10 protein-coding genes are annotated in these 11,304 nt (G+C 68.1%); 5 read left to right on the top strand and 5 right to left on the bottom strand.

Features of this window, described 5'->3' with window-relative positions; genetic code table 11:
• Together ttfA and clpB are read right to left on the bottom strand one after the other, a co-directional pair.
• On the bottom strand, nucleotides 1-683 hold a 683-nt coding region (gene ttfA / locus MELE44368_RS21595; protein ID WP_128110387.1), incomplete at its 3' end, for a trehalose monomycolate transport factor TtfA.
• Nucleotides 684-827: 144 nt separating this feature from the next.
• A complete protein-coding gene (gene clpB / locus MELE44368_RS21590; protein ID WP_128110386.1) occupies nucleotides 828-3,374 on the bottom strand; it encodes an ATP-dependent chaperone ClpB in 2,547 nt (848 codons plus the stop codon).
• A 177-nt stretch (nucleotides 3,375-3,551) separates the two neighbouring features.
• Here clpB and MELE44368_RS21585 point away from each other — a divergent pair, with 177 nt between their 5' ends.
• Both MELE44368_RS21585 and MELE44368_RS21580 read left to right on the top strand, forming a co-directional pair.
• Entirely contained in the window at nucleotides 3,552-3,953 is a 402-nt protein-coding gene (locus tag MELE44368_RS21585; protein WP_128110385.1) for an Rv0361 family membrane protein, read from the top strand.
• A gap of 30 nt (nucleotides 3,954-3,983) precedes the next feature.
• Nucleotides 3,984-4,646: a GAP family protein gene (locus tag MELE44368_RS21580; protein ID WP_128110384.1), complete on the top strand. Its 663-nt coding sequence runs from the start codon at nucleotides 3,984-3,986 to the stop codon at nucleotides 4,644-4,646.
• On the opposite strand, the gene MELE44368_RS21575 is transcribed toward MELE44368_RS21580, so the two are convergent.
• Nucleotides 4,641-5,255 carry a TetR/AcrR family transcriptional regulator gene (locus tag MELE44368_RS21575; protein ID WP_205634960.1) on the bottom strand — a complete coding sequence of 205 codons (615 nt, stop codon included), beginning with the start codon at nucleotides 5,253-5,255 and terminating at the stop codon, nucleotides 4,641-4,643. The two genes, MELE44368_RS21580 and MELE44368_RS21575, sit on opposite strands and share 6 nt — an antisense overlap.
• A 100-nt stretch (nucleotides 5,256-5,355) precedes the next feature.
• Between MELE44368_RS21575 and MELE44368_RS21570 the strand changes: the two genes are divergently transcribed.
• The 3 genes from MELE44368_RS21570 to MELE44368_RS21560 all read left to right on the top strand — a co-directional run bounded on the left by MELE44368_RS21570 (nucleotide 5,356) and on the right by MELE44368_RS21560 (nucleotide 8,564).
• On the top strand, nucleotides 5,356-6,378 hold the full coding sequence (locus MELE44368_RS21570) for an ABC transporter permease (RefSeq protein WP_128110383.1): 1,023 nt from the start codon (nucleotides 5,356-5,358) through the stop codon (nucleotides 6,376-6,378).
• A 16-nt stretch (nucleotides 6,379-6,394) separates the two neighbouring features.
• Nucleotides 6,395-7,561, top strand: coding sequence for an FAD-binding oxidoreductase (locus tag MELE44368_RS21565; RefSeq protein ID WP_128110382.1), 1,167 nt, complete (start codon nucleotides 6,395-6,397; stop codon nucleotides 7,559-7,561).
• Nucleotides 7,562-7,661: 100 nt separating this feature from the next.
• Nucleotides 7,662-8,564, top strand: a complete 903-nt coding sequence (locus tag MELE44368_RS21560) for an aldose 1-epimerase (protein ID WP_046753540.1) — start codon at nucleotides 7,662-7,664, stop codon at nucleotides 8,562-8,564.
• A 4-nt stretch (nucleotides 8,565-8,568) separates the two neighbouring features.
• On the opposite strand, the gene MELE44368_RS21555 is transcribed toward MELE44368_RS21560, so the two are convergent.
• Complete coding sequence (locus MELE44368_RS21555; protein WP_064891019.1) at nucleotides 8,569-9,243, bottom strand: methyltransferase family protein; 675 nt, start codon at nucleotides 9,241-9,243, stop codon at nucleotides 8,569-8,571.
• A 53-nt stretch (nucleotides 9,244-9,296) separates the two neighbouring features.
• Nucleotides 9,297-11,304, bottom strand: a 2,008-nt coding sequence (locus tag MELE44368_RS21550; RefSeq protein ID WP_241566720.1) for a condensation domain-containing protein, incomplete at its 5' end; no start/stop codon positions are given.

Below are 11,304 nucleotides of genomic sequence, written 5' to 3'. Positions count from 1 at the left end.
GCCGGCGCCAGCGGACGGCTCGGTGAGCCGCTGCGGCGGGCCAGCGGGGCCTGGCCGCCCTGCGCGCCGGGCTGCGGCGTCGGCGGCAGCACCCGCAGCAGGTCGTTGAACTGCCGCACGGTGCGCAGCCCCTCGTCCCACTGCGCGCGGGTGCTGGTGACAGGCATCGACACCAGCGTCCAGTGCTCCTCGTTCCACATGATCTCCGCGCAGTCGGGGGCGGTGTGGGCGAACGTCACCATTCGCCGGTCACACGCGCGCCGCGCGGCGTCGAGGTTGGTCGAGTAGACCATGCGCGGGCCGATGGCCCCGAGCAGCCAGATGTCGTTCTCCCGGGGCTCTTTTATCCCCTTGAGGCGCAGGTCGACGACGACGTTCGTGCCCACCTTGCGGTGCAGCGCGATCACCGTCGCGACGTCCTCGAGGTCGAAGATGAACACCGCCTCGCCGCGGATCTGACCGAGCACGACGTTCTTGGCGGTCACATCGCCGACCGTCGACATCACGCCGCGTTTCCACCGCTTGAGGATGTCCGCCGATTCGTGCTCGTAGTCGAATCCGTGCGACTTGGCCCACGACTTACGTCGCCGGCCCAGCCCCCGCCGACGGTCGATGTCGACATACAGCAGCACCGCCGCACCCACGAAGCAGAGTGCGGACAGCGTGAACCAAAGCGGCACCATCACGTTCAGCCTACTGGCAGGAACGGCCAAATCCCGAACTCGACCAGATCACAAGACGGTTTTCAGGCCGTAACCGCGGGCGAAACCGCGGCCAGATCGCATTCCGAGGGGAAATCGCGAGCTGGCCGCAGTCTCGATCGGTGCTCAGCCCAGGACCAGCGAGTCGCCGTCGGGGCTGACGTTGACCGGCACCACGTCGCCGTCGTGCACGGTCCCGGCCAGCAGCAGCTTGGCGAGCTGGTCGCCGATCGCCTGCTGGATCAGCCTGCGCAGCGGCCGCGCGCCGTACTGCGGGTCGAACCCGCGTTCGGCCAGCCACTTCTTGGCCGGCTGCGACACCTCCAGGGTGAGGCGACGCTGCTCCAGCCGCTTGGCCAGCTGCTCCAGCTGGATGTCGACGATGTGCACCAGCTCCTCGGGGTTGAGCCCGTCGAAGACGATGACGTCGTCGAGCCGGTTGATGAACTCCGGCTTGAACGCCGCGCGCACCGCGGCCATCACCTGCTCCTCGGTGCCGCCGGCACCCAGGTTCGACGTCAGGATCAGGATGGTGTTGCGGAAGTCGACCGTGCGGCCCTGGCCGTCGGTCAACCGGCCCTCGTCGAGCACCTGCAGCAGCACGTCGAACACGTCCGGGTGGGCCTTCTCGATCTCGTCGAACAGGATCACCGTGTACGGACGCCTGCGCACGGCCTCGGTCAACTGACCGCCCTGGTCGTAACCGATGTAGCCAGGAGGCGCACCGACCAGGCGGGCCACCGAGTGCTTCTCGCCGTACTCGCTCATGTCGATGCGGACCATCGCGCGTTCGTCGTCGAACAGGAACTCCGCCAACGCCTTCGCCAGCTCGGTCTTACCGACGCCGGTGGGGCCGAGGAACATGAACGACCCCGTGGGCCGGTTCGGGTCGGCGACACCGGCACGGCTGCGCCGCACCGCGTCCGACACCGCCTGCACCGCGCGCTTCTGGCCGACCACCCGCTTGGCGAGCTCGTCTTCCATCCGCAACAGCTTGGCCGTCTCACCCTCGAGCATCCGGCCCGCGGGGATGCCGGTCCACGCCTCGACCACAGCTGCGATGTCGTCCGGTCCGACCTCCTCCTTGAGCATCACGTTCTCCCGCGCCTCGGCGTGCGGCAGCGCGGCCTCCAGCTTCTTCTCGACCTCGGGGATGCGCCCGTAGCGCAGCTCCGCGGCCCGTTCGAGGTTGCCGTCCCGCTCGGCACGGTCGGCCTCGCCGCGCAGTTCCTCGAGCTGTTCTTTCAGCTCGCGGACCACGTCGATGGCGTTCTTCTCGTTCTGCCAACGGGTCGTCAGCTCGGCCAACTTCTCTTTGTGATCGGCCAGTTCCGCGCGCAGCTTCTCCAGCCGCTCCTTGGACGCCTCGTCCTCCTCCTTGGACAGCGCCATCTCCTCGATCTCGAGGCGACGCACCAGCCGCTCGACCTCGTCGATCTCGACGGGCCGGGAGTCGATCTCCATCCGCAGCCGGGACGCGGCCTCATCCACCAGGTCGATGGCCTTGTCGGGCAGGAAGCGCGAGGTGATGTAGCGGTCGGACAGCGTGGCCGCCGCCACCAGCGCGGAGTCGGTGATGCGCACACCGTGGTGCACCTCGTAGCGGTCCTTCAGGCCACGCAGGATGCCGACGGTGTCCTCCACCGACGGCTCGCCGACGAACACCTGCTGGAAGCGCCGCTCCAGCGCGGCGTCCTTCTCGATGTACTTGCGGTACTCGTCGAGCGTGGTGGCGCCGACCAGCCGCAGCTCGCCGCGGGCCAGCATCGGCTTGATCATGTTGCCCGCGTCCATCGAGCCCTCGCCGGTGGCGCCCGCACCCACGATGGTGTGCAGCTCGTCGATGAACGTGATGATCTGCCCGGCGCTGTTCTTGATGTCGTCGAGGACGGCCTTGAGCCGCTCCTCGAACTCGCCGCGGTACTTCGACCCGGCGACCATCGAGCCCAGGTCCAGGCTGATGACGGTCTTGTCGCGGAGGCTTTCCGGCACGTCGCCGGCGACGATGCGCTGAGCCAGGCCCTCGACGATCGCGGTCTTGCCGACACCGGGCTCACCGATGAGCACCGGGTTGTTCTTGGTGCGACGGCTCAGCACCTGGATGACGCGGCGAATCTCGTTGTCGCGCCCGATGACCGGGTCGAGCTTGCCTTCCCTGGCGCGGGCGGTCAGGTCGGTGGAGTACTTCTCCAGCGCCTGATAGGTGCCCTCGGGGTCGGGGCTGGTGACGCGCGCGCTGCCGCGCACCTTGACGAAGGCCTCGCGCAGCGCCTGCGGGGAGGCGCCGTGGCCGGTCAAGAGCTTGGCGGTGTCGCTGTCACCGGTGGCCAGGCCGACCATCAGGTGCTCGGTCGAGACGTACTCGTCGTCCATCTCGGTGGCGAGGTTCTGGGCCGTGGTGATCGCCGCCAGCGCCTGCGGCGAAAGCTGCGGCTGGGACGCCGCGCCGGTGGCACTGGGCAACCGGTCGAGCAGCCGCTGCGCCTCGGCGCGGATTGTCGCGGGCTGAACGCCGACGGCCTCCAGCAGCGGCGCGGCAATGCCATCGGTCTGCGTCAGCAATGCCATCAGCAGGTGGGCGGGAGTGATCTGCGGGTTACCCGCGGTGGTCGCCGCCTGCAACGCCGAAGTCAGCGCCGCCTGGGTCTTGGTCGTCGGGTTGAAAGAGTCCACGACTTCCTCCATTCGTTGCGAAGGGGTGCAAAAAAGCCTTGTCGCGTTGTTCAACGCAGTCAAGGTTGAGTCTGTTCCGCTCAAGTCTGACAAATTTTCGCCGGCGTCGCCGCCTGATCCGCAACACGCCGGTCCCGGCGTCCCGATCCGCACCCGCGCGTCGGCGAGGCTGGACAGATGTTGCGTGTGGTCGCCGCGTTGACCGCTCTGGCGGTGCTCGGCGCGGCGACGACGGCGGGCCCGGCTCGCGCGGCGACCGACCAGGAGCAGATCCGCGCGGTCCTCGAGGACATGAACGACTCGTACAACCGGTTCGACTTCGACGGGTTCGCCGAATACGTGTGCGCCGCGATGCGGCTCGCCGACGGCTACGAGGCCGGCTGGTACTCCAGCAGGCGCGTCGACGGGCCTACGCGCATCACGGTCGGCTCGATCGCGGTGACCGGCGAACCGGCTTCCTCGGCCGTGGCCAACGTCCGCTTCGAGGCGGCCCACCACGCCGAGACGCTGGCCGTCGACTTCGTGCGCGAGGACGCGCGGTGGAAGGCCTGCCGGTATCACCCGGTCAGGACCATATAGTTCGACGGACCCGGACCCGAGAGGTTGGCGATGCTGCAATCGGTGCTCACCGAACTCATCCCGCTGGCGCTTGTCATCGCGCTGTCCCCGCTCTCGATCATCCCGGCGGTGCTGGTGCTGCACACGCCGCGCCCGCGGCCGGCCGGGCTGGCGTTCCTGATCGGCTGGCTGGTCGGCATCGCGGCGCTGACGACGATGTTCCTCGGGGTCTCCAGCCTGCTCGGCGGGCTCGGCAACAAACCGCCCGGCTGGGCGTCGTGGCTGCGCATCATCGTCGGCGCCGCGCTGATCGCGTTCGGCATCTACCGCTGGCTGATGCGCAAGAAGTCCGCGCACATGCCGCGCTGGATGCAGAGCATGGGCAAGCTCACCCCGGCCCGGGCGGGCGGCACGGCGCTGGCGCTGACCGTGGTCAATCCCAAGGTGTTGTTCATCTGCGCCGCAGCGGGTTTGGCGATCGGCACGGCAGGACTCGGCACGTCGACGGCGTGGATCGCCGTCGTCTGGTTCGTCGTGGTGGCCGCATCGACGGTGGCGATACCGATTCTCGGCTACGCCGTGTCCGGTGACCGCCTCGACGACGCGCTGGCGCGGCTGAAGGACTGGATGGAGCAGCAGCACGCCGTGCTGATGGCGGTGATCCTCGTCGTGATCGGTCTGATGGTGCTGTACAAGGGAATTCACAACCTATAGGTCGGTGGACAGGTACCGCGTCACGGTCGGGGCGATCAACCGCACCACTTCGTCACCGGGCAGCGTCGCCAACGGCGGCACCTTCATCACATACCGCAGCATCGCCATACCCACGAGCTGGCTGCCGGCGAGCATCGCCCGCAGCCGGGCCTTGTCGTCGCCGCCGAGCACACCGGACACCGCGGTGAGCACATAGTTCTGCATGAACTCGCGGAACGCCTCGTGCGCGTCGCTGTTCGATGTGGCCGACTGCAGCATCGCCACCATGCTGGGCCCGGTGTCGGGCTGGTCCCAGATGCGCATGTACGCGCGCACTATCCGGGTGCCGATGTCGGGATCGTCGTCGGCCTCGCCGGTGAAGGCGGCCACCAGTTCGTCGGGGTGCACGATCAATCTCAGCGACTCGCGAAACAGGTCGGCCTTCGAACCGAACAGGTAGAGCACCATCGCCGGATCGACGTGGCTGTCCCGCGCGATGGCGCGCAGCGTCGTCTTCTCGTAGCCCTCGGTGGCAAAGCGCTTCTTCGCCGCCGCCAACACCGCGTCCCGCGACACCGGATCGCCCTGACGCCGGCCCCGGCGCCGGACCGTTTTACCTGGTGGAGGCATATCTGGACAGTAACATTTCAATAGGTGTTGAAATATTGCCCCTGGCGGGTTTACGCTCAGCGGAGAATTAATTCAACATCAGATGAAAAGGCTGTCGACCATGACCGAGACACGGGTGGACCCCTCGTCCCCACCTCCCAACCAGCACGCGTCCGTACGGCATGAACCACCTGCGGCGATCCGCGCGACCGGCATCGTCGTGGTCCTCACCGTCGTGCTCGCGATCGTCGCGCTCGCCTTCGCGCTGCCCGCGGTGCACACCGCGCCCCACGATGTGCCGATCGGTGCGGCGGGCCCACAGGCGGCCAGCGAACAGCTCGAGGCGATGCTTCAACAGCAGGCCCCTGGCGCGTTCGCCGTCACCTACTACCCCAGTGAGGCGGCCCTGCGCGACGCGATCCTCAGCCGGGATGTCTACGGCGGCATGGCAATCGGTCCCGACGGGCGCAAACTGCTGATCGCCACCGGCGGCAGCCCGATCGTCGCGCAGATGCTCACCCAGATCGGTGACGGGATCGCCAAGCACACCGGTGCGCAGATCCAGATCGAGGATCTCGCGCCGCCGACCGCCGCCGATCCGCGCGGCGCGGGCCTGGCCGCGTCGGCGCTGCCGATCACCCTGGCCGCGCTGCTACCCGCGATCGCGCTGGTGCTGGTGCTCAAGCGGGAGATCTGGACCCGTGTTGCGGCGATGGTCGTCTTCGCCGCGGTGTCCGGTTTGACGATCGCGGCGCTGCTGCGCTTCGTGCTCGGCTCGATCGACCAGAACTTCTGGGGCGTCACCGGCGGTCTGACGCTGGGGGTGCTCGCCGCGGGTCTGATGATCATGGGGCTGGGCTCGGTGTTCGGAAGGGCCGGGCTGATCGTCGGTGCGCTGCTGGCGGTGCTCGTCGGCAATCCGTTGTCCGGGTTGAACAGCGCGCCGGAGATGCTGCCCAGCGGCTGGGGGCTTTTCGGGCAGTGGCTGCCCCAGGGCGCCAACGCCACCCTGCTGCGGTCCACGGCGTTCTTCGATGGCGCTGGTGCGGCGATGCCGGTCGTCGTGCTGACCTGCTGGGTGCTCGCGGGCGCGGCGCTGATGGTCGTCGCTGCGCTGCGACAACGAGGCAGCGGGCGAAGCTGACTTACACTCGGGCGGCGTGGGACTCGATGACCGTGATGCACTGCGCACGCTGCGCGACGCCGTCGATCCCGCGCTCGGCTCCGAGGACCTGATCCGCACGTTCTACACCAACTGGTTCGCCGCCGATCCGTCGGTGCGGGACCTGTTCCCACCCGATATGGCGCATCAACGCGGCGTGTTCGCGCAGGTGATGACGTGGTTGTTCGGCGAACTCGTCGCCCAACGCGCCCACGAGCCGGTGGGGTTCCTGGCGCAGCTGGGCCGTGATCACCGCAAATACGGTGTCACCCAACGCCATTACGACAGCATGCAGCAGGCTCTGCTGAGCACGCTGCGCGCTCACCTCGCCGACAGCTGGAACGACAGGCTCGCCGAGGCCACCCACGACGCGGTCGCGCTGTTCATCGGCGTCATGCGCGGCGCGGCCGACGCCGAGAAAGATCCGCCCTTCTGCGACGGCACGGTCATCGAGCACATCCGTGCCACCCGCGACGTCTCGGTGGTGCGACTGCAACTGGACCGGCCGCTGTCCTACCATTCCGGCCAGTACGTCACTGTGCAGGTGCCGCAGTGGCCCCGCCGGTGGCGCTACCTCAGCCCGTCGATTCCGGCCGACCCCGGCGGCGCCATCGAGTTCCACATCCGCTCGGTGACCGGCGGCATGGTGAGCACCGCGATCGTCGGCGAGACCAGCCCGGGCGACCGGTGGCGGCTGTCCAACCCACACGGCGGCCTGCACGTCGACCGCGACGGCGGCGACGTGCTGATGGTGGCGGGCAGCACCGGCCTGGCGCCGCTGCGGACGCTGATCATGGACCTCACCCGATGGGGGGTGAACCCCCGGGTGCATCTGTTCTTCGGCGGCCGCTACCCCAGCGACCTCTACGATCTGAAAACGCTCTGGCAGATCGCCTCGCAGAACCCGTGGCTGTCGGTGACCCCGGTGTCGGAGTACAACGTTGACCCGCCGTGGGCGTGCGACTATCCCGACGTGACCCCGCCCCGCGGCCTGCATGTGCGCCAGACGGGCACGCTGGCCGACGTGGTGACCAGATACGGCAACTGGGGCGACCGGCAGATCCTGATCTGCGGCGGGCCGGAGATGGTCCAGGCCACCAAGACCGCGCTGATCGCCAAAGGTGCGCCCGCCGAACGGATTCAGCACGACCCGCTGTCGAGCTGACTTTCGCGCGAGCAGACGTGAAAACCCCTTGATCTGCCCCCGAGAGGGGGTGTACGCGTCTGCTCGCCACAGAAATTCAACCGTGGCAGGATCTGCTGGCATGGCCGAATTTGAGGGCGTCACGCTGAAGGATCCGGCATCGTCGATGACCGCCACGTTCGTGCCCGTGGCCGGGATGGTCGGCACCTCGCTCGCCGACGCCGGCGACGAGTTCCTCGGCCAGCGGCGCGGGCTCGACGCCTACGTGAAAAGCGGCAAGACGATGGGCATTCCGATCTTGTATCCGTGGGCGAATCGGTTGAGCGCCAGCAAGTACGCGATCAACGGCGCGGTCGTCACCCTGACCCCCGGCACCGGCGGGGTGCGCACCGACGAACACGGTGTCCCGATCCACGGCGTGCTGGGGGGCTATCCGGGGTGGCTGATCACCGCCCGGTCGGAGAACTCACTGACGGCCGTCCTCGACTACGGCGGCAAGCCGCGGCTGCTGGCGTCGTTCCCGTTCCCGCACCTGCTCACGCAGAGCGTCACACTCAAAGACCGCAAGCTCACCATCGAGACCACGGTGATGCCGACGACGTCGGCGTCGGTGCCGCTGTGTTTCGGCTACCACCCCTACTTCACGATTCCGGGGGTGCCGCGGGAGCAGTGGCGGCTCACCACCCCGACGATGCGGCGCCTGTCGGTGGATCACTGGGGCATCCCCACCGGGGAGCATCGCGAGTGGAACGGGGCCACCGAACCGCTCAAGCACGCCGAATACGACGACGGCTTCGACAACGTGCCCAACGGGGCGGTGTTCTCGGTGTCGGGCGGTGACCGGCGCATCGACATCAGGTTCGAGGCGGGGTATCCGGCGGCGCAGATCTTCGCGCCCCGCAACGACGACGTCGTGTGCATCGAGCCGATGGCCGCACCGACCGACTCGTTGCGGCGCGGCACCTACCGTTACGCGGTGCCCGGCAAGCCGGAGACCGCACGGTTCTCGATCACGGTGACCTGAACGATCACCACATCCCCGGCACCAGGCGGTAGCGCACCTTCTGCGTGTACTCGAGGTAGCCGTCCAGTTCCTTGCTGAGCAGGTTCTCCTCGTCGCGAATACGCATGGCCAGCACCGTCACGCCCGGTATGACGAGCAGAAGTCCCCAGTAGGAGCCCAGCGCGAGCGGGATGCCGGCCATCATGATCACGTTGCCGGTGTACATCGGGTGTCGCACCACGCCGTACAGACCGCTGGAGGCCAGCGTCTGCCCCGTCTCCACCCGAACGGTCGAGGCGGCGTAGTTGTTCTGGATCAGCACCAGCATCGGCGCCATGAGGCCGACGGCCACCAGAACGTTTCCGATCAGCGAGACCGCCGGCGGGACATGGCTCCACCCGAAGCGGTGGTCGAGGGCGCTGATCACCAACATGGTCAACAGGGACAACCACAACCCGCCCATGACCGCCTTCTGCACGGGCCGGGTCTCCGCGCCGGGCCCGCCGCTCATCCGCCGTTGGAGAGCATCGGGATGGGCGCGCAGCAGATAGATGTTCGAGGTCCACACCGATGCGAGGAACACCGCCACCAGAAGCCAGGCCTGCCAGTAGTCGACGGTGCCGGCGACGACGAAGACGATCAGCCCCAGCACCACGGGTTGTATGAGGTTCGACACCAGCAGTTTGACCGCGGCCTTCACCGATCCTCCTTGCCGTGCTGTGACCAGAAGTGAAGATACCGCGCCATTTTCGGCTATTTCCTGGCACCCATCTGATACCCCGCAGAGTAGGTCAGATGGTTGTTCAAGCTTCTCACGGTGGGCTTGTCGAACAGCGTGGGCAGTGCGAGGTGGACATCGAAGGCGGCGTTGATCGCGGCGACGGCGCGCATCGCTGACAGGGAATCACCACCCAGGTCGAAGAACGACTCGTCGACGCCGACGTGCTGGCGCCCGAGCACCTGCGCATAGATGTCGATGAGGACCTGTTCGGCCGGGGTGACCGGGCCACGGTCATCGCTGCCGTCGCGGTCGAGATCCGGTGGGCTCACCGCTTGGTCGCTCCACCTGGCGAGCCGGGCGAGCTCCCCGTTGTCGGATGGGCGCACCGCGGGCAGCGGTTGGTTCGGGCTGGTGGCCATGGCCACCAGCACTTCGTGGTACCGGTCGACCAGCGCGCGGACTGCGGTCTCGTCGAACACGTCGCCGCGATACTGCACCCGGAGGTCGAGTTCGTCGCCCGGCACGGCCTGGATCGCGAGCGGGTAGTGGTAGAAGTCGCGGTTGTCCAGGGCGGTGAGGGCCAAGCCATCGGCGCCCGCGAGTTGGGCTGTGTCGGTCGGGTAGTTCTCGTAGACGACGACGGTGTCGAACAGCCGACGGTGACCGGTGAGGCGGTGAATCTCGCTGAGCCCCAAGTGTTCGTGCTCCAGTGTCTGGTTGCGGACCTGTTGTAGTTGGCTGAGCAGGTCGGCGGTGGTGGTCGCGGCGGAGACGTTCGCTCGCACCGGCACGGTGTTGATCAGCAGGCCCACCATCGCCTCGGCACCGGGCAGGTCGGTCGGGCGGCCGGAGACGACGGCGCCGAACACGACGTCGCGCTGGCCGGTCACCCACATCAGCACCTGCGCCCATGCCGCCTGGAGCACGGTGCTGACGGTGGTGCGATGCGTGCGGGCCAGCTCGCTGATCGCGCGGGTGGTTTCCCGTGGGATCCGAAGAGCCGCAACGTGTCGGCTCGCGGGGGTCAGTTGGTTCGGCGGGCCGATGAGGGTGGGTGTGTCGAAGCCGGACAGCACCTCGCTCCAGGCGGTGCGCGCGGTGTCGAGGTCGCGATCGGCCAGCCAGTTGATGAACCTGCGGTATGGCACCGCCGCCGGCAACCGGTGCCCGTAATAGGCGGCGAACACCTCGCCCAGCAGGATCGGCAGCGACCAGCCGTCGAGCACGATGTGGTGGTTGGTGACGATGAAGCGGTGCTCATCGGTGTCGGTGCGGATCAGCGCCGCCCGGAGCGGCGCTTGGCCGGTCAGGTCGCAGACCGTGGCGCGTTCGGTGGCGCACACGGACGCGATGCGAGCGTCGATGTCGATATCGGTGCCGGTGAGATCCTCGTAGTGGCAGTATATTTCGGGTTCGTCCGAGATCACCTGCACCGGCTGCCCGAACCTGGCCGTGAATCGGGCCACCAGATGGGGATGGCGGGCCAGCACCGCCCGCAGCGCCTCGTGCAGCCGGCCCAGATCGAGCGGCCCGCGCAGGGTGACGTCCAGCTGTACCGCGTACACGTCGTCGCCGGACTCATGGGCGACGCCGGCGTGGAACAGCAGGCCCTGCTGCAACGGGGTCAGTGGCAGGATGTCGGCCACCCGGTGGGTTCGGCACAGCTCGTCGATCTGGTGCTGCTCCAACCGGGCCGGCGCGATGTCGGAGGGGGTCAGTCCGCCGCCGCCGCCGCGGACGTGGGTGCAGATGCCGGTGAGGGCGTCGAACCAGAGTTGGCTGAGCCGGTTGACCTGCGAGTGATCCAAGGCGGAAAGCGCCCAGGTCCAGCCGGCGCGAAGGCGAGGGCCGGAGTCGGTGTCGACGGTGCCTGCGTTGAGTTCCACGGTGTGCATCAACGGCATCGGGATCGCCGCTGCGCTGCTCACCGGCCCGTCGTGGGAGACGCGCCAGTGGTCGTCGGCTTCGTGCGCGCCCGCACCGGCCATTCGGCCGAGGTAGTTGAATCCGATTGGTGGGTCGGGGCTTTGCAGGTCGATG

The sequence above is a fragment of the Mycolicibacterium elephantis DSM 44368 genome, assembly GCF_004014805.1.
Lineage (GTDB): Bacteria > Actinomycetota > Actinomycetes > Mycobacteriales > Mycobacteriaceae > Mycobacterium > Mycobacterium elephantis.
Note: the sequence above shows the minus strand (reverse complement) of the source record. Positions and strands in the feature narration are given on the sequence as shown.

What these genes read in the sequence shown, in the direction of transcription:
- MELE44368_RS21585 (WP_128110385.1), top strand. Translation starts at nt 3,552, where the DNA reads ATGTTGCGTGTGGTCGCCGCGTTGACCGCTCTGGCGGTGCTCGGCGCG.
- MELE44368_RS21580 (WP_128110384.1), top strand. Translation starts at nt 3,984, where the DNA reads ATGCTGCAATCGGTGCTCACCGAACTCATCCCGCTGGCGCTTGTCATC.
- MELE44368_RS21575 (WP_205634960.1), bottom strand. Translation starts at nt 5,255, where the DNA reads ATGCCTCCACCAGGTAAAACGGTCCGGCGCCGGGGCCGGCGTCAGGGC.
- MELE44368_RS21570 (WP_128110383.1), top strand. Translation starts at nt 5,356, where the DNA reads ATGACCGAGACACGGGTGGACCCCTCGTCCCCACCTCCCAACCAGCAC.
- MELE44368_RS21560 (WP_046753540.1), top strand. Translation starts at nt 7,662, where the DNA reads ATGGCCGAATTTGAGGGCGTCACGCTGAAGGATCCGGCATCGTCGATG.